This is a genomic window from Buchnera aphidicola (Diuraphis noxia) (assembly GCF_001700895.1).
In the GTDB taxonomy this organism is placed as follows: Bacteria; Pseudomonadota; Gammaproteobacteria; order Enterobacterales; family Enterobacteriaceae; genus Buchnera; species Buchnera aphidicola_D.
Genome location: NZ_CP013259.1, coordinates 353,074 through 378,306 on the forward strand (window position 1 = coordinate 353,074; position 25,233 = coordinate 378,306).

The 25,233-nt window shown below is 24.7% G+C and carries 25 protein-coding genes, 3 tRNA genes and 1 pseudogene; 18 read left to right on the plus strand and 11 right to left on the minus strand.

Annotated features, from left to right (window positions below; genetic code table 11):
• Nucleotides 1-56: 56 nt before the first annotated feature.
• Nucleotides 57-1,499 (minus strand): pyruvate kinase, encoded by a 1,443-nt coding sequence (gene pyk, locus ATN01_RS01615; RefSeq protein ID WP_075433353.1) that lies wholly within the window; start codon nt 1,497-1,499, stop codon nt 57-59.
• A 280-nt stretch (nt 1,500-1,779) separates the two neighbouring features.
• Here pyk and zwf point away from each other — a divergent pair, with 280 nt between their 5' ends.
• The 5 genes and pseudogenes from zwf (at nt 1,780) to tsaB (ending at nt 7,487) form a co-directional block, all read left to right on the plus strand.
• Nucleotides 1,780-3,255, plus strand: a complete 1,476-nt coding sequence (gene zwf, locus ATN01_RS01620) for a glucose-6-phosphate dehydrogenase (RefSeq protein WP_082248321.1) — start codon at nt 1,780-1,782, stop codon at nt 3,253-3,255.
• 153 nt (nt 3,256-3,408) lie between these two features.
• Nucleotides 3,409-4,287, plus strand: a complete 879-nt coding sequence (htpX, locus tag ATN01_RS01625) for a protease HtpX (protein WP_075433355.1) — start codon at nt 3,409-3,411, stop codon at nt 4,285-4,287.
• A gap of 333 nt (nt 4,288-4,620) precedes the next feature.
• A pseudogene (locus tag ATN01_RS01630) lies at nt 4,621-4,831 on the plus strand (cold shock domain-containing protein).
• A 370-nt stretch (nt 4,832-5,201) separates the two neighbouring features.
• On the plus strand, nt 5,202-6,779 hold the full coding sequence (locus ATN01_RS01635; RefSeq protein WP_075433356.1) for a TerC family protein: 1,578 nt from the start codon (nt 5,202-5,204) through the stop codon (nt 6,777-6,779).
• Between the two features lie 48 nt (nt 6,780-6,827).
• On the plus strand, nt 6,828-7,487 hold the full coding sequence (gene tsaB / locus ATN01_RS01640; RefSeq protein WP_075433357.1) for a tRNA (adenosine(37)-N6)-threonylcarbamoyltransferase complex dimerization subunit type 1 TsaB: 660 nt from the start codon (nt 6,828-6,830) through the stop codon (nt 7,485-7,487).
• Nucleotides 7,488-7,644: 157 nt separating this feature from the next.
• On the opposite strand, the gene minE is transcribed toward tsaB, so the two are convergent.
• From minE to minC, 3 genes are read right to left on the minus strand one after another with little or no spacing between them, the layout of a single operon-like run.
• Nucleotides 7,645-7,896, minus strand: a complete 252-nt coding sequence (minE, locus tag ATN01_RS01645; RefSeq protein ID WP_075433358.1) for a cell division topological specificity factor MinE — start codon at nt 7,894-7,896, stop codon at nt 7,645-7,647.
• 2 nt (nt 7,897-7,898) lie between these two features.
• On the minus strand, nt 7,899-8,711 hold the full coding sequence (gene minD / locus ATN01_RS01650) for a septum site-determining protein MinD (RefSeq protein ID WP_075433359.1): 813 nt from the start codon (nt 8,709-8,711) through the stop codon (nt 7,899-7,901).
• 25 nt (nt 8,712-8,736) lie between these two features.
• A complete protein-coding gene (minC, locus tag ATN01_RS01655; protein ID WP_075433360.1) occupies nt 8,737-9,465 on the minus strand; it encodes a septum site-determining protein MinC in 729 nt (242 codons plus the stop codon).
• Nucleotides 9,466-9,629: 164 nt separating this feature from the next.
• On the opposite strand from minC, the gene rsmC reads away from it, so the two are divergent.
• On the plus strand, nt 9,630-10,649 hold the full coding sequence (gene rsmC / locus ATN01_RS01660) for a 16S rRNA (guanine(1207)-N(2))-methyltransferase RsmC (protein ID WP_075433361.1): 1,020 nt from the start codon (nt 9,630-9,632) through the stop codon (nt 10,647-10,649).
• A 46-nt stretch (nt 10,650-10,695) separates the two neighbouring features.
• Here the strand turns inward: rsmC and ATN01_RS01665 are convergent.
• Both ATN01_RS01665 and ATN01_RS03085 read right to left on the minus strand, forming a co-directional pair.
• Nucleotides 10,696-10,780, minus strand: a tRNA-Leu gene (locus ATN01_RS01665).
• 8 nt (nt 10,781-10,788) lie between these two features.
• Nucleotides 10,789-10,859, minus strand: a tRNA-Cys gene (locus tag ATN01_RS03085).
• A gap of 151 nt (nt 10,860-11,010) precedes the next feature.
• Here ATN01_RS03085 and ATN01_RS01670 point away from each other — a divergent pair.
• Nucleotides 11,011-11,095 (plus strand) — tRNA-Ser (locus ATN01_RS01670).
• A gap of 91 nt (nt 11,096-11,186) precedes the next feature.
• On the opposite strand, the gene ATN01_RS01675 is transcribed toward ATN01_RS01670, so the two are convergent.
• Together ATN01_RS01675 and murJ are read right to left on the minus strand one after the other, a co-directional pair.
• A complete protein-coding gene (locus ATN01_RS01675; RefSeq protein WP_075433362.1) occupies nt 11,187-12,263 on the minus strand; it encodes an OmpA family protein in 1,077 nt (358 codons plus the stop codon).
• Nucleotides 12,264-12,450: 187 nt separating this feature from the next.
• Nucleotides 12,451-13,992: a murein biosynthesis integral membrane protein MurJ gene (gene murJ, locus ATN01_RS01680; RefSeq protein WP_075433363.1), complete on the minus strand. Its 1,542-nt coding sequence runs from the start codon at nt 13,990-13,992 to the stop codon at nt 12,451-12,453.
• A gap of 85 nt (nt 13,993-14,077) precedes the next feature.
• On the opposite strand from murJ, the gene pyrC reads away from it, so the two are divergent.
• A complete protein-coding gene (gene pyrC / locus ATN01_RS01685) occupies nt 14,078-15,127 on the plus strand; it encodes a dihydroorotase (RefSeq protein WP_075433364.1) in 1,050 nt (349 codons plus the stop codon).
• A 32-nt stretch (nt 15,128-15,159) separates the two neighbouring features.
• On the opposite strand, the gene flgN is transcribed toward pyrC, so the two are convergent.
• The 3 genes from flgN to flgA form a co-directional block, all read right to left on the minus strand.
• Complete coding sequence (gene flgN, locus ATN01_RS03180) at nt 15,160-15,426, minus strand: flagellar export chaperone FlgN (RefSeq protein WP_335621899.1); 267 nt, start codon at nt 15,424-15,426, stop codon at nt 15,160-15,162.
• A complete protein-coding gene (locus tag ATN01_RS03155) occupies nt 15,399-15,566 on the minus strand; it encodes a hypothetical protein (protein WP_236854781.1) in 168 nt (55 codons plus the stop codon). The genes flgN and ATN01_RS03155 overlap by 28 nt, the downstream gene beginning before the upstream one ends.
• Before the next feature lie 141 nt (nt 15,567-15,707).
• Complete coding sequence (gene flgA / locus ATN01_RS01695; protein WP_236854783.1) at nt 15,708-16,301, minus strand: flagellar basal body P-ring formation chaperone FlgA; 594 nt, start codon at nt 16,299-16,301, stop codon at nt 15,708-15,710.
• A gap of 265 nt (nt 16,302-16,566) precedes the next feature.
• On the opposite strand from flgA, the gene flgB reads away from it, so the two are divergent.
• The 10 genes from flgB to ATN01_RS01745 all read left to right on the plus strand — a co-directional run bounded on the left by flgB (nt 16,567) and on the right by ATN01_RS01745 (nt 25,121).
• Nucleotides 16,567-16,971 carry a flagellar basal body rod protein FlgB gene (gene flgB / locus ATN01_RS01700; RefSeq protein ID WP_075433365.1) on the plus strand — a complete coding sequence of 135 codons (405 nt, stop codon included), beginning with the start codon at nt 16,567-16,569 and terminating at the stop codon, nt 16,969-16,971.
• 8 nt (nt 16,972-16,979) lie between these two features.
• Nucleotides 16,980-17,390 carry a flagellar basal body rod protein FlgC gene (gene flgC / locus ATN01_RS01705; protein WP_075433366.1) on the plus strand — a complete coding sequence of 137 codons (411 nt, stop codon included), beginning with the start codon at nt 16,980-16,982 and terminating at the stop codon, nt 17,388-17,390.
• Nucleotides 17,391-17,400: 10 nt separating this feature from the next.
• Nucleotides 17,401-18,084, plus strand: a complete 684-nt coding sequence (locus ATN01_RS01710) for a flagellar hook assembly protein FlgD (protein WP_075433367.1) — start codon at nt 17,401-17,403, stop codon at nt 18,082-18,084.
• Between the two features lie 30 nt (nt 18,085-18,114).
• Nucleotides 18,115-19,338 carry a flagellar hook protein FlgE gene (locus ATN01_RS01715; RefSeq protein WP_075433368.1) on the plus strand — a complete coding sequence of 408 codons (1,224 nt, stop codon included), beginning with the start codon at nt 18,115-18,117 and terminating at the stop codon, nt 19,336-19,338.
• Between the two features lie 25 nt (nt 19,339-19,363).
• Nucleotides 19,364-20,122: a flagellar basal-body rod protein FlgF gene (gene flgF / locus ATN01_RS01720; RefSeq protein WP_075433369.1), complete on the plus strand. Its 759-nt coding sequence runs from the start codon at nt 19,364-19,366 to the stop codon at nt 20,120-20,122.
• Between the two features lie 28 nt (nt 20,123-20,150).
• Nucleotides 20,151-20,933 carry a flagellar basal-body rod protein FlgG gene (gene flgG / locus ATN01_RS01725; RefSeq protein ID WP_075433370.1) on the plus strand — a complete coding sequence of 261 codons (783 nt, stop codon included), beginning with the start codon at nt 20,151-20,153 and terminating at the stop codon, nt 20,931-20,933.
• A 99-nt stretch (nt 20,934-21,032) separates the two neighbouring features.
• Nucleotides 21,033-21,749, plus strand: coding sequence for a flagellar basal body L-ring protein FlgH (locus ATN01_RS01730; protein WP_075433618.1), 717 nt, complete (start codon nt 21,033-21,035; stop codon nt 21,747-21,749).
• 223 nt (nt 21,750-21,972) lie between these two features.
• The gene (locus tag ATN01_RS01735; protein WP_075433371.1) at nt 21,973-23,088 is read left to right on the plus strand and encodes a flagellar basal body P-ring protein FlgI; all 1,116 of its coding nucleotides are present in this window, start codon (nt 21,973-21,975) and stop codon (nt 23,086-23,088) included.
• Nucleotides 23,088-23,396 carry a rod-binding protein gene (locus ATN01_RS01740; RefSeq protein WP_075433372.1) on the plus strand — a complete coding sequence of 103 codons (309 nt, stop codon included), beginning with the start codon at nt 23,088-23,090 and terminating at the stop codon, nt 23,394-23,396. Before ATN01_RS01735 ends, ATN01_RS01740 begins: the two co-directional genes overlap by 1 nt.
• Before the next feature lie 54 nt (nt 23,397-23,450).
• Nucleotides 23,451-25,121: a FlgK family flagellar hook-associated protein gene (locus tag ATN01_RS01745; RefSeq protein ID WP_075433373.1), complete on the plus strand. Its 1,671-nt coding sequence runs from the start codon at nt 23,451-23,453 to the stop codon at nt 25,119-25,121.
• Nucleotides 25,122-25,233 lie beyond the last annotated feature (112 nt).

Here is a 25,233-nt window from a genome sequence, read left to right on the forward strand (position 1 = left end):
TTAAATTAAAAAGTACTTGATTAGATAACAAAAATATGAATTTTTTCTCAATAAAATTATTTAACTTTTAAAATTTTTATAGTATTAGTTTTTCCAATTTTCCCTATAATATCACCTTGAGTGATAATAATTAAATCACCACTATTCAAAAATCCTTTTTTACACAATAAAGCAACAGCTGCATTAGTAAATTTAAGACCATCATATTTACTGTCAAAATATATAGGAGTAACACCTCTGTACAGACTAGTTAAATTTAAGGTTTTTATATTTTTTGATAAAGCAAAAATAGGTAAACCAGATGTAATCCTAGAAGTCATTAATGCAGTATTACCTGATTCGGTCATGGTTATAATTGCTGTAATACCTTTTAAATGATTAGCCGCGTACATCGCTGACATAGCAATTGCTTCTTCAATATTATTGAATATATCATTCAGACGATGTCTAGAAACATTAATACTCGGAACTTTTTCTGCACCTTTACAAATTTTAGCCATTTTCATCACAGTTTCTGATGGATATTTTCCGGATGCAGTTTCAGCCGAAAGCATAACTGCATCACTACCATCTAAAACAGCATTAGCCACATCCATTACCTCTGCACGAGTAGGTGATGGGTTAATAATCATAGATTCCATCATTTGTGTTGCCGTAATAACTATTCGATTTAATTGTCTAGCAGTTCTAATTATTTTTTTTTGAATACCTGCTAATTCAGAATCACCAATTTCTACACCCAAATCCCCTCTAGCTATCATAACTCCATCTGAAGATAATATTATGTCTTCTATAGTATTTTGATTCATTACGGCTTCAGCACGTTCTATTTTAGCAATAATTTTAGCATTACTACCAGATTGTTCTACTAACTTTCTAGCTTTATTTAAGTCATCACTAGATCTAGGAAATGATATTGCTAAATAATCTACATCAATTTCAGATGCCAAAATAATATCTTTTTCATCTTTTTCAGTAAGAGAATTAGCTGATAAACCACCACCTAATTTATTAATTCCTTTGTTATTCGAAAGAACGCCACCTATTATTACTTTAGTAACTACTTCATTTTCATTTAATTTTATTACTTTTAACTGTATTTTTCCGTCATCTAGTAATAGAATATCATGTTTTTTTAAATCATTTGGTAATTTTTTGTAATCAATCCCTACTCTTTTTTCAGTACCATTTTTTTCTTCTAAAAGAGCATCTAATATAAAAATTTCTCCATATTGTAAAAAAATTTTATTTTTTTTGAATTTAGAAATACGAATTTTAGGTCCTTGTAAATCGCCAAGTAAAGCAATATGACAATTTAAATCAATCATAATTTTTTTTGCTTGTTTTGCTCTTAATTTGTGTTCAATACCTGAACCATGAGAAAAATTTAATCGCAAAACATTTACGCCTGAACGAATGATTTTTTCAAGATTATTATCAATATCTGTAGATGGACCTAAGGTAGCTACAATTTTTGTTCTTCTTAAACGATTTAACATAAAAAAACCCTTTTAATATTTAACATTTTTCAAAATAATTTTTTCAAAATATCTACAAATTAACATAAATTCTTTTTTAATGTATTTTAATTTATATTGAATAGCAACAATGGTTAAAATATTTATTTGTATTTTCACAGTTATTTAGTAAAATTAGAACATGAAATAACAGTATTTTTTAAAATTTAAAATTTTTATGATATTTTAAAAAAATATTGTCTTAAATTATTACGTTAAAAATTTTAATATTAAAATATAAATTTTTAATAAAGAGAAGATTATGATTATAGAAACAAATCAAGCTTGTGATTTAGTAATTTTTGGCGCAAAAGGAGATTTGTCAAAAAGAAAATTATTACCTGCTTTATATAAACTAGAAAAATCAAATAGAATGCATAAAAACACACGAATTATTGGAGCAGGTCGTGCTGATTGGAATATACCAGAATATATAAAAATAGCTAAAACAGCAATAGAAAATTTTTTAAATGAAAAAATTGATAGTGTTATTTGGAAAAAGTTTAGTTCTCGTCTAAATTTTTGTAATATTGATGTTTATGAAAAATTACATTTTATTAGATTACAAAAAATATTAGATCAAAAAAAAAATACAATCATTTACTATTGTGCTATGCCTCCTCATACGTTGAACTCTATTTTTATAGGTTTAAAAAACGCCAATTTGAATCCTCAGTCATCGCGTATTATTTTAGAAAAACCACTAGGTAGTTGTTTAAAAACATCAAAAATCATCAATAATCAAATTTCTCAATATTTTTCAGAATCACAAATCTTTCGAATCGATCATTACCTTGGCAAAGAAGCAATATTAAATTTACTTGCTTTACGTTTTGCTAACTCATTTTTTTTCCATTGTTGGAATAATAATGTGATTGACCATATTCAAATCACTGTATCTGAAGAAGTAGGTATTGAAGGTCGATGGAGTTATTTTGATACAACAGGTCAAATGAAAGATATGGTACAAAATCATCTTTTACAAATTTTAGCTATTATTACAATGGAACAACCAAAAAATCTTACAGCTAAAAATGTACAAAATGAAAAATTAAAAATATTGCGATCTTTAAAAACTATTAATGAAAAAAACATAAGTACTCATACTGTTAGAGGTCAGTATTCTGAAGGTTATATTAAAGGGAAAAACGTACCTTCTTATTTAAAAGAAGAAGGTGCAAATCAAAATAGCCAAACTGAAACTTTCGTAGCTATTAAAGTAAATATTGAAAATAAAAAATGGTTTGGTGTTCCATTTTATCTAAGAACAGGTAAACGTTTGCGATATAAATATTCTGAAATAGTAGTTGTTTTTAAAAAAATACCTGTAAATTTATTTAAAAATTCAAATTTGCGGGAGTTTCAAAACAAATTGATCATACGTTTAGAACCGAATGAAAATATTAAAATTGATTTTTTAAATAAAATGCCAGGATTAAATTCAGAATATAAACTAGAAAACTCTCAATTTGAATCTAATTATTTCTCGAAAAAAAATTCTAAAAATTTAATTGATGCTTATGAAAGATTACTTTTAGAGAGTATGAGGGGAAAACAATCTTTATTTGTATCTCGTGAGGAAATAGAAGAATCATGGAAATGGATTGATCCAATTATAAATGCATGGAAAAAAACAAAAAATAGTAACATTCAATTATATCAATCTGGTACCTGGGGTCCAGAAAATTCAAATTTATTGCTCTTTAATGATAATCGTGTTTGGTATGAATTTAATTAAAGTATTATCTATCTTGACTTAATCAAGATAATTATGTTAGCTTGAAAATTCAATTTCTCAATCTTACAAAAAGAAATATAATATATTTATATATAAAAAAACAAAATAAATTTTTAAAATATTTGTTTTTTTAACGGAGGAAAATAATATTTTATGATGCGTATTATTCTTTTCTTATTAACTAATTTAGCAGTTATGTTAATATTTAGTCTGATACTTAGTTTTATAGGTATTGATTCTCATAGTATTTATGGCCTACTAACTATATCAGGACTATTTGGATTTGGAGGTTCTATTGTATCATTAATTTTATCAAAATGGATTGCATTACGTTCTGTTAATGGTGAAATTATTACACATCCTCGTAATGAAATAGAACAATGGCTTATCAATACAGTTCGTTCACAATCTATAAAAAAAGGCATTATAATGCCGCAAATTGCTATATATACAGCACCGGATATTAATGCTTTTGCAACAGGTGCTCGTCGTAACTCTGCTTTAATTGCTGTTTCGAAAGGACTTTTAGAAAATATGACTCGTAATGAAGCAGAAGCGGTTATTGCTCATGAAATTAGTCATATTTCAAATGGTGATATGATCACTATGACACTAGTACAGGGAGTAGTAAATACTTTTGTAATTTTTATATCTAGATTTTTGTCACAAATAATAAGTAGTGTAATATCAAATAATCGAGATGACAATAATATAGAAGAAAAAAATCCATTCATTTATTTTCTTATTTCTACATTTTTAGAATTAGTGTTTGGTATACTAGCTAGCGTCATTACAATGTGGTTTTCTAGAAACAGAGAATTTTATGCTGATGCTAGTTCGGCAAAATTAGTAGGTCGCGAAAAAATGATTTCCGCTTTAAAACGTCTAAAAACAAGTTACGAACCTCAAGAATCTGAAAATATGATTGCATTATGTATAAATGGAAAATCTCATTCTCTTTTTAAATTATTTGCTTCTCATCCTTCATTAGATAAGCGAATAGAAGCATTACGTAATCAAGAATATATGTAATAAAAGCTTTTCTCTTAATAGAAAAAAATAAAATTTCTATTAGGAGAATAAAAAAAATAATAATTATCTATAATATAAAAAAACTTGTTTTTTATAAAAAAATCATATAATATAAAATATTATAACTATTGTTAAATTTTAATTTCTGATTTAAATTTAGTTAACAAAAGATATAATTTTTATTGATACATAAAATTTTAAACTGTAAAAAGTTTAGAATAAAAAATTTGATAAAATCTCTCTTTCCCAATTTTAAATTTGTGTCTAATAAGAATAACATTCTTTTCTATACAATTTTTAAAAAATAAAACTTTTTTAAGGAATTTATATAATCTGATTCAGATTAGAGGTCAAGTTAAGTAGTTCAACGAGTCTAAGGGTTTTGGTTTTATTACCCCATCAGATGGCAGTAAAAATGTCTTTTATTCATTTTTATTTCATGCAAAAACACGGATTTAAAACGTTCACTGAAGACAAAAATGTCGCATGTAATATTCAAGATACTAAAAAACGTTCAGATGTAGTGAATATTTCTCCTACATAAATTAAAATATTTAAAAGCCTTCTAGTATATAAATCCAGAAGACCGTATTTCTAAATTTTTCAAGAAAATAATATCGTATAAAATTTTTTAAAATCTTTTTTTTTAACCTCGAAAAATCTATTAATATTTAGCAAGTTTAATTATAAAATTAATATATTAAATTGTACAAAATTACTTCAAATTTTATATTAAGTTTTAATTATACAAATGCATTCTATCAAAAATATATTCATTCATATATGACCTAACTTTTATTCAAAAATTTTCTAAATAATATAATCAAAAAATATAGCACTTGAAAAGTCTAACATGATGTATTTTTAGAAAAACTTGAATATATACTGTCCTATTTTTTTACGGAGTTTTTCTGATGGAGTTTTTTTTAGACCCGTCAACTTGGGCAGGTTTGTTAACTCTAGTTATTCTAGAAGTAGTATTAGGAATCGATAATTTAATTTTTGTAGCAATTTTATCAGAAAAACTACCACCTAATCAAAGAGATCAAGCACGTTTGATTGGTTTGGGATTAGCGTTAATAATGCGTTTAGCATTGCTATCATTAATATCTTGGGTAGTAACATTAACTTCTCCCATTATTCATAATAATTTTTTTTCTTTGTCAATACGTGATGTTATTCTCTTATGTGGTGGTTTATTTTTATTGTTTAAAACTACAATGGAATTACATGAACGATTGGAAAGTAATCATCATGAAAGTTCAGAAAATAAAAATTATGCTGGATTTTGGGCTGTAGTAATTCAAATAGTCGTATTAGATGCTGTTTTTTCATTAGATGCTATAATAACAGCAGTCGGTATGGTAAATCAGCTATTGATTATGATGATAGCTGTTATATTAGCAACAATTCTCATGTTATTTGCATCAAAAACTTTAACTAATTTTATTAATCTTCATCAAACAGTAGTAGTACTATGTTTAAGTTTTTTATTAATGATTGGTTTTAGTTTAGTAACAGAAGCATTAAAATTTTATATACCAAAAGGTTATTTATACGCTGCAATAGGTTTTTCTATTTTAATAGAAATTTTTAATCAAATAGCTCGTCATAATTTTATGAAAAATCAATCTAGAAGACCTATGAGACAAAGAGCTGCTGAAGCTATTTTACGTTTAATGATAGGAGAAAAAAATAATACACAACAAAAACAAAAGATCAATGATAATAATCATAAGATAAAATCTATTCCATCTTCACCAGAAATAGAGACATTTAAAGAAGAAGAAAGATATATGATCAATGGTGTTTTAACGTTAGCAGGGAGATCTATTAGAAGTATAATGACGCCAAGAAGTAATATTTCTTGGGTAAATACAGAAAAAAGTACTGATGAAATACGGATGCAACTATTAGATACTCCTCATAGTTTATTTCCAGTTTGTAAAGGTGAATTAGATGAAATCATAGGAATTGTTCGCGCTAAAGAATTACTAGTTGCTCTTGAAAAAAAAATAGACGTAACCACTTTTTCAAGTAAAATATTACCTATTATAATACCCGATACTTTAGATCCTATTAATCTTCTTGGTGTACTTCGTCGTGCTCAAGGTAGTTTTGTAATTATTACTAATGAATTCGGAGTTGTACAAGGTTTAATTACACCTTTAGATGTATTAGAAGCTATAGCAGGAGAGTTTCCAGATGCAGACGAAACACCAGATATTATTAAAGAAAAAAATAGCTGGTTAGTCAAAGGTGAAACAGATTTACATTCATTACAACAATTACTTAACACTGAAGAATTAATTAAAGAAAATAATTATGCTTCTTTAGGAGGTTTATTAATTGCTCAAAAAGGTCGATTACCCCTTACAGGAGAAGTAATTTATATTTATCCTTTTCATTTTCATATTGTTAAAGCAACAGAATATAAAATTGATTTAGTAAGAATTATTAAAAACCAAAAAAACACTGAATATAATTTGTAAAAACACTGTATTTTTTATAAAAAAATCAGATTATTTTTTGAGATAAACATGTCTAATACAATTTTAGCACTTGATACTTCAGTTGAGTTTTGTTCAATTGCAATATATAAAAAAAAACGCGTTTATTCTTTATCAGAGCAATGCAATAAAACACATACTAAAAAAGTACTACCCATGCTGCAAAAAATATTATTACAAACAAAAACTAAATTAATAGAATTAGATTATATTGCTTGTTCACAAGGACCTGGCAATTTTACTGGTTTACGTATTACTAATAGTATTGCACAAAGTTTATCTTTAAGTTTAAATATTCCTATAATTAATGTTTCTACATTAGCAATTATGGCTCAAAAAGCATGGCGAAAATACAAACAGAAAAAAATAATTATTTTAATAAATGCTAAGAAAAGTCATGTATACTGGGGTCAATATAAAAAAAATAAGAAATCTATTTGGACAGGAAAACATACAGAAGTACTTCTTGAAAAGAAAAATATTGAAACAAAAATTAACAATTTAAAAAGAAAATGGATGCTTATAAGCAATGAACCACAAAATCATCAATATAAAAAATGTATAAATATCAATGAAATAAAATATTTTTTTCCTAATGCAAAAGATATTATTCCATTTGCATTATTAAATATTAAAAAACAAAAAAAACATTCTATGGAAAACAGAATAAATTATTTAAATAATTTATAGCACGACTAATATTTCATGTTATGAAAAATCAATACTGAAAATTTTAAATATGTTCAGTATTGATTATAAATAAATTAACATAACATTATAAATGTTTTTATCAATATTGATTGTAACTCTTGTTTTTTAATTTATATTAATATATTGAAGTATTGCTTTAATCAGGTAAAATAATATTTAATTCTAATATTGAAATATCTTGATTTTTTTGTTCTAATTGAACAGTAACCATGTTAGGTTCAATATTGACATATTTACAAATTACAGATAATATTTCACGTTTTAGTTGTGGAAAATAATCTGGTTCATTATTGCTTTTTCTTCGTTCAGCAACGATTATTTGTAATCGTTCTTTTGCAATATTAGCAGTATTTTTATGTCGGGATAAAAAAAAGTCTAATAAAGCCATATCTATCTCCCGAATAAACGTTGAAAAAAACTTTTTTTTTCTTCTTCAATAAAACGAAAATCATGTTTTTCACCTAGTAATCGACTAACAGTATCACTGTAAGCATGTCCTGCATTTGAATTAATATCTAATATAATAGACTCTCCTTGATTAGATGCACGTAAAACAGATGAATCTTCTGGAATTACTCCAATAATAGGTATTTGAAGAATTTCTACTACATCTGTCATACTTAACATTTCTCCTTTTTTAACACGATTAGGATTATAACGTGTTAGTAAAAGATATTCTTTTATAGGGGTTTGATTCTGTTCTGCTCTTTTGGACTTAGATGAAATCATACCTAATATTCGATCAGAATCTCGTACTGAAGAAACTTCTGGATTTGTTGTAATAATAGCTTCATCTGCAAAATATATAGCTAATATAGCCCCAGTCTCAATGCCTGCTGGTGAATCACAAATAATAAAATCAAATTTCATTTTTATTAGTTCTTTTAAAACTTTTTCCACTCCTATATACGTTAAAGCTTCTTTATCTCGTGTTTGTGAAGCTGGTAAAATAAACAAATTTTTTGTTTTTTTATCTTTAATTAAAGATTGATTTAATGTTGCATCTCCTTGAATAACATTGATAAAGTCATACACTACTCTACGTTCACATCCCATTATTAAATCTAAATTTCTGAGTCCTATGTCAAAATCTATGACAACAGTTTTTTTATTCCTTCTTGCTAAACCAGTTGCAATTGCTGCACTTGAAGTGGTTTTACCTACACCTCCTTTCCCTGAAGTTATTACAATAATCCGTGTCATATAAAATGTCCTTAAAAAAATATACTTAACCGAGAGGATTTATAGTTAAAAATTTATTTTTTAAGTAAATTTGAGCTGATTTTCCAATGAATTCTGATGGTATTTGATCTGATAACCAATATTCACCAGATATAGAAACTAATTCTGCAAACAATCCTGTACAAAATATTTTTCTCGTTGTATCTCCATTAGCACCTGCAAGAACTCTACCGCGCACTAAACCATAAACATGAATATTTCCATCAGCTACTAATTCAGCGCCAGCACTAACATTGTTAATAACTATTAAATCTGCATATTTAGCATAAATTTTTTGACCCGAACGTACAGGTATATCTATAATATGAGTTTTTTCTATTTTATTAACTATATTTTTTTTGTTTGTTTTTAAAAAATTTATATGAGAACTATAGATAGTATCTATGTTATTATTGTGATTTGTGTTATGTTTATTTTCTGACAAAACAGGTAAACCTGAATCAATAATATTTTTTTTTAAAATATCATTTTGACAACCATTTACCCCTATGATAAAAAAATTATGGGAAATAATAATTTTTCGAATTTTTTCCCAATCATCTATGTTACATATTTTTGAAATATTCACAATGACAGGTGCATTTTTAAAAAAATTCGGACATTCTTGTGTTTTTTTATATAATGATTTATTGATTAAATCAATATTATTATTCTTTAAATATAGTACTAAAAATGTAAAGTTACTGCCTTTAATTTCAATGGAATGTTTTTGCATATTTATTGCTCAATAATATTTACTTACAAGCACATAAAAAATTTTCATTTATCATCTAAAAGTGAATAAAAATTTTTATGTAATATAAATTATAATATAAATATTATATGATAACAATTTCTATTTTTTCAGTTTATAATTTGTAAAAAAGGATTAATTCAATTTTGTTATTTTCTAAAAACAGTCAACTAATATTACGTAATAGTGTAATGTTTGAAACAAAAAAAGTTTTTTTTACAGGAAATATAAAAGATAATTTACCTGCATATTTATTAACTTATAAAACAAAAATAAATTTTCAAAAATATACTGATTATATTAATTTTCAAAAACAAAAAAATGTTAAAAATATTTATATTTACAATAATTTTTTAGTTTCAAAAAAAATAATTCAAGACTGTAATACAGTCGTTTATTATTGGCCTAAAAGCAAAGATGAAGCAAAATTTCAAGTGATGAATATCATTTCTTGTTGTACTATTAACACTTTAATATTTATTGTCGGCAATAATTCTTGCGGAGTAAAAAGTGCATCATTAATCTTAAAAGATTGGATTGATTTTAAAATAATAGATAAAGCCAGACATTCTATATTAATTATGGGATTTTTAAAAAAAACAGTAAAATTTAAAATAGAAGACTTTTTTAAAATACATACGTGGAAGGGTTTTTATATAAAATCTTTACCAGGCGTTTTTGGTTATAAAAAAATTGATGAAGGAAGTCAATTATTAGCTTCAACGTTTTCAAAAAATATCAAAGGAAAAGTTTTAGATATAGGTAGTGGAACAGGTTTTTTATCAGTTTGTTTGTTATATTTTTCACCAAATATAGATTTAACTTTAACAGATAATAGTATTGTAGCATTAAAATGTAGTAAAGAGACACTTGATATTAATCAATTAAAAGCCAAGATAATAATCAGTGATGTATATTCAAATATATTAGAAAAGTTTGATTTAATTGTTTCTAATCCACCTTTTCATAAAGATTTAAAAGTTAATTTTAATGTAGCAAAAAAAATAATATTACATGCAAAAAATTTTTTAAATAAACAAGGAGAATTAAGGTTTGTCACAAACAATAATAATTCCTGCGAGATTTTATTAAGACAAAATTTTAAAAAATATTCTTTAATAGAGAAAAATAATAAATATAAAGTATATCAAGCTTTTTTAAAATGAAAAACGTTTTTAAAATAAAAAATTTTTTATTTTAAAAACGTTTTTTTACCCGGAGCGGGACTTGAACCCGCAAAGCTATAAAAGCCGAGGGATTTTAAGTCCCTTGTGTCTACCAGTTTCACCATCCGGGCTGTTTTAGAGGCGTATCCCGGAATCGAACCGGGTTATACGGATTTGCAATCCGCTACATATCCAATCTGTCAACACGCCTGTTTGTTTATTATAGAAAAAAAAAATCAAAATTACAAATAAAATTTTTTTTTACATTTTTTTAAAAAATACATTATAAAAGAAAAAAATATCTTTACAATTAATGAAACAATGATTTAATATAAAATTATATAAAAAATTTTACACCCCCGGAGAGATGGCCGAGCGGCTTAAGGCAGCGGTCTTGAAAACCGCCGATGAGAAATTATCCGAGAGTTCGAATCTCTCTCTCTCCAAAAAATCAATGAACTAAAAAATTTAAAAAAAGATATTTTCTAATTATTTTTAATAATAAAATCTTAAAAATTTAAATATAATTTATAGTTTTTACTTTGATTGAGTATCTGATAAAAATCGTGTATCTGATGAAACTTCGATTTCTACACGACGATCAGGAGCTAAACAACTAATCAATAAAGATCGATTTTTAATATCTTTGCATACTTGATTAGTTAATGGATATAATTGTCCCATACCTTGAACAACTATTTGATCTCTAGAAAAACCACGAGAAGTTAAATAATTTTTAATACTGTAAGCACGATCTTCGGATAATCTTTGATTATATTCCTTATTGCCTATTCTATCTGAATGCCCTGAAAGAGTAATAGAAATATTTTTTAATTTCATTTTTTTAAGGTCATAGTCTAATTTATTAAGTTTATCATAGGCAACTGGTCTTAAATCTGTGCTATTAAAGGGAAAATTAATATTTTCATTTAATACATTTTGTTGTGTTAACAGATCATCATCATAAGTTTCATATAAATCATTTACATGAGATTCTCCAAACTTCCATCCAAATGAAAAAATAGCATCTCCTAAAGTAGGTTTAACAGATAAATCTATTATATTTTTAACTTTGTTTTTCCACGTATAATCTAATCTAGTGATAAATTTTTTATTAAAAATATATTCTGCTCCTAAAGAAACACTAGGAAACAATGAACTTTCTTTAGTAAAAACATTTTTTAAATTATCTTTAGCAAAGATATCATCCCAAAAAATCATACCACCTAATTTGGTATAAAAATGAAAATTATCTGTCACTGGATATGATAATTTGGTTCCTAACTGAAGACTATTAGTCTGCATATATTTTGTGTTTTTTTCAAAAATTTTATGCGGAAAAAAACCATTAGTATTATTTTCTATTTCTAAACCAAAGTATGGATTAAAATCATACCCTAAGAAAACACCAAAAATTGGAGCACTTAAATTTTCTTTTAGAAGAAAATTATTTTCAATATTATCAGATACATTAAAATCATAAGTATATTTTAAAGGATTAAAATATGACCATCCCATTTTTGTACCTAAATACCATCCATTTTGTTCTTCAGAGTGAACAGACGTAACTAAACTTGCTAATAAAAACATGATAGCAAGAGCTCGTTTTTTCATTTGAAACTCCCTTATTTTTAGATAAATTAAAAAAAGTAATATTTTTAGATGAATAATCAAAATTTTTACAATAAGTAAATAATGTATTTTACATGAAAAAATATTTTATGTAGATATTATATAATAAATATTATATGAATAATATATTAACAATTGTTATATACAATATATTATGAATATAATATTTCTATTTTAGATAAAATTTATAAGAAAAATTTAATATACGTATACCTAATATATTTAATGTAAATAAATACAATATTCCAGCAATAAAACAAACAAAAATTAACCGCATAATTTTGTTGAAAAAAGAACCTACACTCCATAACGGCATAAAATGTAATGTTAACAGTAAAATTAACATCATAACTAATACTGATAGAGTTAAATGAAAAATGAAAATTAATTCATTTATTTTAAAGTAAATCATTTTTTTTTTATATAAATTCCAATAAAGTAATAAAAAGTTTATCCAACCGGAAATACTAATTGATAATGCAAGACCCGCATGTTTAAAATAAAAAATAAAAAATGGATTCATAAATTGTGTTAAAAATACAGTAAAAAATGAAATTTTCATAGGAATGTTTGTTTCTTCACAAGAATAAAATGCAGAAGTTAAAATCTTAACTAAAATAAAAGAAATCAAACCAAAAGAGTAATATCTTAATACTCGTTCTGTCATTAGAACATCAAAATATGTAAATTTTCCATATTGAAATAAAACAATAATAATTGGTTTAGCAAGAAAAAAAAATATCACAGCACTAGGGACAGATAAAATTAAAGCAATGCGAAAACCCCAATTAAGTAACTTTTTATATTCTATTTTTTTATTTTTTTTATAACTTTTAGTCAGAGAAGTAAATAAAATAGTATTTAATGAAGCACCTAATACACCTACTGGAAATTCTATTAATTTATCTGCATAATATATCCAAGATATTGATCCAGAATTAAGTAATGAACTAAATATCATATTCATAACTAAAGAAATCTGATTAGCAGATGTTCCTAATATAGAAGGAGCTGTTTTTTTTAACACTTTTATAAGACCAACATTATTCCAAATAATATTTGGTTTCACTAACATATTTATACGATATAAAAATGGTAACTGGAAACATATTTGTAAACAACCACCTATAATAACAGCCCATGCTAAAGAAAGAATAGTAGGGTCAAAAAAAGAACTAAAAAAAATAGAAAAAATGATCATACTAATATTTAAAAATATTGGAGATAAAGCTGGTATAGAAAAATAATTCCAACTATTTAAAATAGATGAAAAAAATGATGATAAAGAAACAAATAACACATAAGGAAACATGATTTGTAATAAAATCTCAGATAACTGAAATTTTTCTAATGAATTTAAAAACCCAGGTGCACTTATTAAAATGATAAAACGTGAAAAAAATATTCCTAATATTGTTAAAGATGATGAAATAAAAAGCATCATACCAAATATAGAAGAAATAAATTCTTGAACTTGTGTTTTGTTTTGATGAGATCTATATTCTATTAATACAGGTATAAATGCTCGAGAAAAAGAATCATCTGAAAAAATACGACGTAATAAATTAGGAATTTTAAAAGATATAAAAAAAACATCTGTACAAGAAGAAACACCAAATGTACTTCCAATTAAAACGTCTCGAATAAAACCTAATATACGTGAAATTAAAGTTATAAAACTAATTGATACTAAAGGTTTTAAAAGATTCATTTTAAATTAACCTATTATAGACAAATTCAGATAGTCTAAGTGAAAAAATATTTTTATATAATATTCTAAACAATAAGAAAATAAAATGGCAGAATTTATAACAAAAATTACAATGATAAAACCAGATGATTGGCATGTGCATCTGAGAGAAGATAAAATTTTAAAAAAAGTTGTGAACTATACTGGAACATTTTATAAACGGGCAATTATAATGCCTAATCTTAATAATCCTATTACAAATTGTTCTCAAGCTATTTCTTATCGTAATCAAATCTTAAGAGCTATGAACTCTAACTGTATATTTCAACCATTAATGACATGTTATTTGAATAGATTTACAATTCCCGAAGAATTAGAAATTGGATTTTTTAAGAAAATATTTATAGCAGCTAAATTATATCCTAATTGCTCTACAACAAATTCAAAAACTAATATAAAAAAAATCGATCATATCGCGCATATTTTAGAACGTATGGAAAAAATAGGAATGCCATTACTCATTCATGGTGAAGAAATAAATAAAAATATTGATATTTATGATAAAGAAGCTATGTTTATTGAAAACACCTTAAAACCTTTACGTAAAAATTTTTCAAAACTAAAAATAGTATTAGAACATATTACCACTAAAGAATCTGTAGAATATATAAAATCAAAAAATGCTAAATATCTTTGCGCAACAATTACTCCACATCATTTAATGTTAAATCGAAATCATATGTTTTCTGGAGGAATTCAACCATATTTATATTGTTTACCTATCTTAAAACGAGATATTCATCGAAAAGCATTAAGAAAAGTTATAGCAAGTGGTGATAAACATTTTTTTTTAGGAAGTGACAGCGCGCCGCACTTACATAAAAATAAAATTAATATTTTTGGATATTCTGGTATATTTAACGCATCATCTTCTTTATTATGTTATGTTACTATTTTTGAAAAAATGGGAGCTTTAAAACATTTACAATCCTTTTGTTCTGAGAATGGACCTAAATTTTATAATATACCTGTCAACAAAGAAACTATAACATTAGTTAAAAAACCATATAAAATACCAAAACAAATAAATGTTGGAAAAGATGTAATTATTCCATTTTTATCAGGAAAAATTTTAAACTGGTCTCTTGAAACTTAATTTTGATTGAAGTACTATATTTTTATAGTTTTTTAAAATTTTAAATTTCCATTTATGTCATAAATAGATTTTTTTTTATATTCTGAAAATAACTCTAAAAAACGTTGATTCAAATATAAATTTTTATTAAGCAATATTTTATTTTTCAAATTTAATTCTTTTAAAAGAATACATTTTTGAACAATGAGATCCCAAAAAGTTTTTAATTGCTGGTTATTTTCATATGGTGAAAATAGATTGTATCTTTTTTCAAGAGATAATCTAGTTTCGTTTAAAGTGAAATATTCTTCAAAGAGAATTTTTTTTTTTTAATAATTGTTTTTAATGAGTCTATTTTTTTATGAGGATTTGATAAAGAATTATATTCTTGATTTAAAATTTGTTCTAATGAGATTAAAATTTTTTTTATATTAGTAATTGTATTTATTAAATTTTTCATGGTAAATTAATTTTTTTAAAAAGCATGAAATATTGTATATAATACAAAAAATGCATGATTATATCAATAAGATGATATCATAAATTTGCAAATTTTAAAAAGTTATATTAATTTTAGTAATTAATTTATTTTCTAAAATATTTAAAGAGAAATTATTACTTCACCATGTTTATTGACAATACCAGTAATAATTTTACCATTTTTTGTTCTAATACGTATACTTTCATTTTCAGCTGCATTACTTAAAGATTTTGCTTGAAAAGAAATAGTTAAGTTTTTTTCATGAATTACAACAGTAACTAATTGATTGAATTTGACCAGCCAAAATGGACGTATCATAGAAAATGTTATAGGTTGAAATGGGAAAATATCACGTAAATTTACGCGATTAATGAGATCTTTTTTATGAAAAAAAATATTATCAGGTAATTTATCTAATCTTCCTATTAAAATTTTTAAATCTGATTCTTGTATTTTAGTTCCTCTGGGAATTTTTCTGTTTGCTACAATATATTTTCCTTTTTCTTGAAGTTCGACTTTTAACTGGTAACGTTCTTTTCCGCACACTAAAAGAACATCTTTTAAACCTAAGTAGAAAAAATTATTTAAAAGAAAAAAATGAGGTTTTTTGCAATATATATTTTTTTTCCATGGAGTACGTATTATAATATCTATATTGTTTTTTAAAGAAAGTTCTTTTTTAAAAAAATTATTCAATTGATTAGTTAAACTCATAGAGTTAACTGTAAATGATAGAAAAAATAAACAAAAATAAATCATTATTTTTATGAATATCATTAATATTCCTTAATTTATATTAATATAAAAAACATAAATAATTTATTTACTTATGAGAAAATAAATAATCACATATAATATAAATACATTTTTTTAAGGAGCGTATTCTTGAAAAATATATCGATAAATTTTCAAAAAACTTTTAAAATAATTATTTAAAATAATTTTTAATACTATATATTTTTATCTCAAGGAAAAAAAAATGTTTAACAAAATACATCAGATATTTGACTTTAATCAAAAATCATTAAATTTATACGCAAAAAGACAAGAAATTTTAGCCTCCAATATTGCTAATTCAGATACGCCGGGATATAAATCTGTAGACATTAATTTTTTTAATGAATTTAATAAAATAAAGAACTATAGTAAACACACTAATATTGCTCTTTCAAAAACATCTCCGAATCATTTAAATGCAAAAAAAGATAATTTTTTTTCACCACATATTCTTTCTATATTGACAAATCAAATAAAACCAGATGGTAATACAGTTGATATGGATAGAGAAAGAATTGAATTTTTAAATAATAGTTTGAAATATGAATCAAATTTAGCATTTATGAAAAATGATATTAAAAACATAATGTACATTTTACAAGGATAATATAAATTATGTCGCTTTTAAATATATTTAATATCGCGGGATCAGCAATGACAGCCCAATCACAAAAAATGAATGTTATTGCAAATAATTTAGCTAATATGGATAGTGTTATAAATCAAAATGGTAAATTTTATCCTTACCGTGCAAAACAAGTAATTTTTGAATTAGATTCTTTAAAAAATTCAAAAATAGGTGGAGTGAAAATATCTGGTATTATTAATGATCCTAGTCCTGCAAAACTTGTCTATGATCCAAATAACCCTATAGCTAATAAAAACGGCTATGTTTCACTATCAAATGTTAATCCAATAACAGAAACAATAAATAATATTTCAGCAGCTAGAAGTTATCAAGCAAATATAGAAGTATTAAAAGCAGCTAAATCCATGATACTCAAAACATTAACAATTATTGAATAATGAGGAATATATGAACAATATCAATGTTAATGCATATGATCATGTTATTAAAAAAAACAGTAATAGAGTACCAAATGATTTTAATCCAATAGATTTACAAAAAAATTTTTTAAGTTTATTGATTGCACAAATTAAAAATCAAGACCCAACTGATCCTGTTAAAAATACAGAATTAACAACACAATTAGCTCAAATTAACACAGCCAGTGGTATTGAAAAATTAAATAAAACTGTAGGAAATTTTTCTTATGACATTAATCAAAGTACAAACCTTCAAGTATCCTCATTAATAGGTCATCAGGTCATGATACCTGGAAATCAAATTATACATACTAAAGATGTTGAAACAAAATTTGGAATAGAATTAATTGGAAAGGCAACTTCATTAGAAATACACATCACAGATTCTAATGGAAAAATTTTACATTCTATTAAAAAAACAGAAGATAATATGCACCCTGGAATATATAATTTTACATGGGATGGTAAAGATTTCAATAAAAAATCTGTAGAAAGTGGAAAATATAATATTTTAATAAAAGCTAAAAATCAAGATAAAAATGTTCAGGCAAATAGTTTAAAACAAGCATTAGTACATAGTATTATTTTATCTCATAACAATAATGATCCTATTATAGATTTAGGAACATCAGGAAATACAATACTTTCAAATATTCGTGAAATTCTCCCATAAGATCTGTATTAAAATAAAAGGGTAAAATATATGTCAAATACAGCAGCAATGAATGGTTTGCTTGTTAATAGTTATTATATAGATATCATATCTAATAATGTTGCTAACGCATCTACTATAGGATATAAATCCAGCACACCTATTTTTTTTGATATTTATTCTAATGCAAATTATTTGACAAATAATCAAGGTTCTGGTGTTGGCATTTCAGATGTAATGCAAAATTTTAATAATGGAGTATTTATTGAAACAGGAAGAGATTTAGATTTAGCAATTATAGAACAAGGATTTTTTCGACTTTTAGATCCAAAAGGATATGTGCGTTATACAAAAAATGGTCAGTTTTTGCTTGATAATGATAACAACATTGTGAACACAGAAGGCATGTATCTTACTGGAATAAACAAATTTATTTCAAATGACAATGTAAATACTATATCTGGAATAGAACCTATTAACATAAAACATGCTGATATACTTGATGGAAGAAAAACTTCTGAAATAAAAATGCATGGAATATTAAATATGAATGCCAGTCCTATCCCAAACAACGCAAATCAGTTTTTTAACAGATCTTCATCAAAAGATTATATAATTGATATTTATGATAAAAATCAACAAAAACAACAATTAAATATCATCTTTAGTAAGATAGATGAAAAAAAATGGAAGGTAAATATAGAATCTGGTACAGATGTAATCAAAGAAGATATAAAAGATACAAACAATCATTTTGAGATAGAATTTGATTCTAATGGTGAAATAATTTCGTCTAAAAAAATTACAATTAATCCAAAAATTTTAAAAGGTGACAGTATAACTCTAGATTTAACAGATATTACGGCGAAACCAAATGTTGAAAGTGGTTTAGAAAAACCGGATCAAGATGGATATCCAATAGGTTTTTTAAAAGTATTTAATATCCTTTCTAATGGTGAAATTATTGGTACTTATTCGAACGAAAAAACACAATCAATAGGTCAAATATTATTATCAAATTTCAAAAATCCTGAAAAATTACAACGTGAAAGTGGTAGCACATGGTCTGTAACTTCAGAATCTGGTTCCGAAAAAATAGGTGTAGCAGGTAATATAGGATTTGGCATGATAAATAAAAAAATATTAGAAGGATCTAATGTGGATTTAAATAAAGAATTGCTTAATATGATTATTGCACAACGTAATTATCAATCAAATGCGCAATCTTTTAAAGCAGAAGATAGATTAGTTAGTACATTAATAAATTTAAAATAATTTATAAATAGGGTTACAAGTTATTATGGAAAATTCAATATATAACTCTATGATTGCAGCCAATCAACTATTGAATAAACAAACTGTTATTTCTAATAATTTAGCTAATATTTCAACAACAGGTTTTAAAGAAACATTTAATTATATTCTACAAAATAATGATATAAAAAACTTATATAATAAGTATGATAAAATCATAAAAGAATATTATAATCTATCTCCAGGAATCTTAAATTACACAGAAAGAAACTTAGATTTATTTGTAAAAGATAATGGCTGGTTTTCAGTTCGAGATATAAATGGTCAAGAAGCATATACAAAAAATGGTCACTTAACAATTAATCCTGATAGAAAGTTAACTATACAAAATAACGAAATAATTGGACATAATTGTAGTATAAAAATACCAAATAGTGTGAATGTAAAAGTTTTATCTAATGGAATAATAACTTCTATCGAGAAAAAGAATAATAAAATTTTTGAAAAAATAATAGGTCAATTAAAATTAGTAACACTTCCTAATAAAGATCTTATACGACAACAAAATGGATTGTTTTATTTGAAACCAAACAATGAAGTTTTAAATAAATATAATTATACAATTTCTCATGATAATAATGTACGTATAAAATCAGGAGTATTAGAATCAAGTAATGTCAATGCTACTAAAAATATGATAGAAATGATATCAAATGCTAGACAATTTGAAACGCAAATGAAAATGATATCAATGTGTGATAAAAATTATGAGTATGCAAATCAATTGATTAATATCAATAATTAAAAAAAATTAAATAATAGGATAAAGAAATATGATTTCTTCTTTATGGATTGCCAAAACGGGTCTTGATGCTCAACAAATTAATATGAATGTTATTTCTAATAATTTAGCTAATGTCAGTACTAATGGATTTAAACGTTATAGAGCAGTATTTGAAGATTTAATGTATCAAACAATACGACAAGCAGGAACTAATTCATCAATTGATACGAATTTACCATCAGGATTACAATTAGGTACTGGAGTAAGACCAGTAGCAACTGAAAGAATTCATAGTCAGGGGAATTTATCAAAAACAGATTCATTAAAAGATGTAGCAATTAATGGTCCTGGTTTTTTTCAAGTACAATTGTCAAATGGTAATATAGCATATACAAGAGATGGTTCATTTCAATTAAACCAAAATGGTCAATTAGTGACCAATAGTGGGTTTCCTATAATACCTGAAATTAACATACCTGCTAATGCATTAAATATTAACATAGCAAGAGATGGAGTCATTAGTGTTTCAATTCAAGGACAAATACAACCTGTTGTTCTTGGGCAATTGAATTTAACTAATTTTGTTAATAATTCTGGATTAGAAAGTTTAGGTGAGAATTTATATCAAGAAACACAAGCTTCTGGAATACCAGTCGATACTGTTCCTGGATTAAACGGAACTGGTTTATTATATCAAGGATATGTTGAAACTTCCAATGTTAATGTTGCTGAAGAATTAGTGAATATGATTCAAACACAAAGAGCTTATGAAATAAATAGCAAATCTATTAATACATCAGATCAAATGTTACAAAAATTATCTCAGCTATAATGATGTATTTTGTATCATATTTATATTCATACTATTTTTATAGTAGGTTTTGATAAAACTTTATATATTAAACGTCTATTATTAAAAGGTGACTTTTTCGTGATAAAGTTGTTTTTTTATAAAAATAAATATTATTTGACTGCTGTCTTTTTATTATTAATGCAAAGTTGTGCTGCTGTTCAACAAAGACCTTTAGTTTCAGGGATTACAACTGCTGTAGCACCTAATATTTGGCCTAGAGTGGTAAATGGTTCTTTATTTCAAGAAAAAACACCTATAAGTTATGGATATCAATCATTATTTGAAGATCATCATGCGCATAACGTTGGAGATACTGTAACTGTTGTGCTTCAAGAAAATATAAGTGCTAGTAATAGCTCTGTTTCAAATATGAGTCGAGATGGCACTACAAATGTAGGCATGGGCGTTTCACCAGGTCAACTATCTCCAATGTTAGGTATGAATTTAAAAAATTCACAATATGGTTTAAACAGCATAGGAAAAAATGATTTTTCTGGAAAGGGTAGTAATTCGGCAAAAAATACATTTAGTGGACTTATTACTGTAACTGTTAAAAAAGTTCTTCCAAATGGAAACTTAAAAGTTATAGGAGAAAAACAAGTCGCTATTAATAACGGTATAGAATATATTCGTTTTTCAGGAGTAATTAATCCTAGTAATATTAATAAAAATAACTTAATTGTATCAACTCAAATCGCTGATACCCGTATTGAATATTTAACTCATGGAACTGTTAACGAAATGAACAGCATGGGATGGCTACAAAAACTTTTATTAAAAATTTCTCCAATATAAATATATATAAAATTAAATAACTAGAAAAGATTGAAAATTCTATTTTTTTCTAATTTACATCTCATAAAGAATAATATGTTTTCTTTATGAGATACATATTAATTATCAAAAAAAACAAAATAATAAAATGTAAGAATTTTATATGATTACAAAATTCATTCAAAATAAGATATTTATATATAATTTAATATTTTTAAAACAGTGAATTCCTAAAAGGTTTTTTATGTCTAAAACAATATCATTATTAAAATTTATTATTTTTATTGTAGTTAGTTTGTCTTTTTCTTCTCATGCTGAAAAAATACGAGATTTAACTAGTGTACAAGGAATTCGAGATAACCAACTTATTGGTTATGGTTTAATAGTAGGTTTAGATGGCACTGGTGATCAATCAATGCAAGCACCTTTTACTAATCAATCATTGAGTAATATGTTATCACAATTAAATGTTGCTATTCCTCCAGATATTAATATGCAGTTAAAAAATGTAGCTGCAGTAATTGTCACAGCTAATTTACCACCATTTAGTCATATGGGTGAAAAAATAGACGTAAAAGTTTCTTCTATAGGGAATTCTAAAAGCCTTAAAGGGGGGACATTATTAATGACACCTTTAAAAGGAACAGATAATCAAATTTATGCTATTGCTCAGGGTGATGTATTAGTATCTGAAAAAGATCGTTTTGGTAAAAAAATAAATTATATAAATTTAAACCAAGTTAATTCTGGAATCATTAATCGTGGTGCAACTATAGAACGTGAAGTCAAAACTAATTTTGGTAAAAATAGCACAATTAATTTACAATTAAATCAAGAGGATTTTAGTATAGCACAACGTATTAGTGATTTAATTAATATAAAATATCCAGATACTGCAATTCCTATTAATTCTAAAACAGTTCAATTAAATACTTCAGCAAATAATGATGTACAGGTACATATGTTATCTAACATTCAGAATTTAGACATTTCTTTGCCGTCTCAAGAAGCTAAAGTAGTAGTAAATCCTCGTACTGGTTCAATTGTTATTAATCAAGCAGTGAAATTAAGTTCATGTATAATTTCAAATGGCAATATTTCTATTGCAATAAATGAAACAACTAACAAAAACAAAGATTTTGATTTCTTAAAGTTAGTTAAAAACTATAACAAAAAAGAAGACTTATCAGAAGATATACTAAATAAAAATTATATGAATCACATTTTTTCAAATCAAGAAAATTTGAATAAAATAGTTAAATCTCTGAATATATTAGGTGCTGAACCTGATGAATTGATATCTATTTTACAATTAATGAAAAGTGCTGGTTGTTTAAATGCCAAATTGGAAATAATCTAATGAAAAATAATTTAAATATTTTAAATCATAGTACACAATTTGTTAACGAACTCAAATATCAAATTCGTAACGATCCGAAAAAATATTTACGACAAACAGCTATGGAAGTAGAAAGTTTGTTTATTCAGATTTTACTTAAAAGCATGAGAGATTCTTTACCAAAAGAGAGTTCATTAGATAATAATCAAAGTCGTTTGTATGAAGAAATATATGATCAAAAAATTTCCCAAGAAATGAGTAAAAAGGGGATAGGATTAACAGAAGTTATATTAAATCAAATTGATCCAGAAAAAATTAATAAAAAATAAAAATTTTATGAAAAATTATCAATATATTTAAAAAAATTACATGTAGGAGAAAACATGAGTTCTATCTTTAATTTAGCCATTGCAGGTATAAATGCAATGAAAATCATGATTGATAATACTACTGATAAAATAAATCATCCTAATCAAGAAAATATAGCAAGACGTATTTTTATAGAAAATACTGTACAAAATTCTAATCTTGATCATTCTGTCAAGGTAAAAGAAATATATGATAGGTATAACGATTTTATTACCGAAGAAAGAAGAAAAACTCAAGCCCAAGTACAAGACGATCAAACTCAAATTGAGCAATTATTGAAATTAGAAGATTTATTATGCGAAAAATCAAGTATTTTTAATAAAGTACTTAAAATGTTATATCAAACAATATATAAACATATTGGTTTTAAAAACATAATCTTAAGACAAGATCAATTCGAAAACTACTTAAAAGAAAGCGAGATAGAACAAGAAGCAAAAAAACTAGTTTTAGAAATAAATAATTTTGATAAAAAATTAAATTTTTTAGAAGAAGATATAAAAAAAAACATCATGAATAACATAATACGGGCTAATGAATTAATTGACAAAATTCATGATGCTACTATAGATATTCGTTATTTTCCTGTTAAAGAATTACCTAATAGAATCGACAGTTTTATTGATAAACGAGATCATTTAGTAGATGAATTAAATGATTTAATTGGAATAAAAGTAGTTAAAGGAAATGATAGTTATAAAATTTACCTTAATAATGGTATTTGTATTATAGATAATAATCATAAACAAAATTTAATACCACTTATTTCTAAATCTGATGAAAAATACATCAGTATAGGATATATTGACGAAAATGAAAATAAAGTAAAAAAAATAGAAAATATGGTTTCAAATTCAATTTTAGGTGCTTTATTTAAATTTAAAAGAGAAGATTTAACTAATACAAGAAATAAAATTAGTCAATTAACAGTTAAATTTTCTCATATTATTGATAGTCATTTTTTATTAGGATATGATATATTTTCACACTTCGGCAAAAAGTTATTCAATATTAGTCAACCAGAAGTCATACCTAGTTCAACAAATCGTTCGTCTCCTATGACATCAGTAAAATGGATTGATAAGGGCAGTGCTAAAGACACAGATTATATTATATATTTTAAAAATAATAACTGGATCATCACAAAGTTATCTGATCGTACTATAGTATCTCCTTTTATACATCATTTAGACAATGGATCAGTATTCATTACATTTGATGGAATAGAATTTGCAGTCACAGCAGAAAATACTGATGGTAATATTTATATGATAAAACCATATTCTAACACATTAAAAGAATTTCAAGTTTTAGTAGATTCTACTTATGTTAATCTACTTCACAACAACAATATAGATAATATTCAAAAAAATCCTGATTTTTTTATGAAAAATATTACAACATATTTCACTGAAGAGTCTTCAAGTGATGATACAGAAACTCTTGATCAATCTTATCAAAAATTTTCTAAATCTATAACTCATAAATGTAAATCATTAGAAGAAAAAATTCCATTTAAAAAAAATATGATTAGGATACTTCATGATAAAAAAGCATCTATGTTTAATAATATGGAACAAAATTATGAAAATTTAAATTTTCAACAAGAAGCTTATCTCGCAAATGTCAGAGTATTACAAGTAGCAGAAAAAATCTTTAATGAGATAATTGAATGTTACAGTTAAAAAAATATCTTTTCTAAACAATTAGTACTTATAAAAAATAAAAACTTACTTTATTTCAGTAAGTTTTTATTTTTTATAAGTACTAATTGTTTGGAAAAAATATTCTTTATAA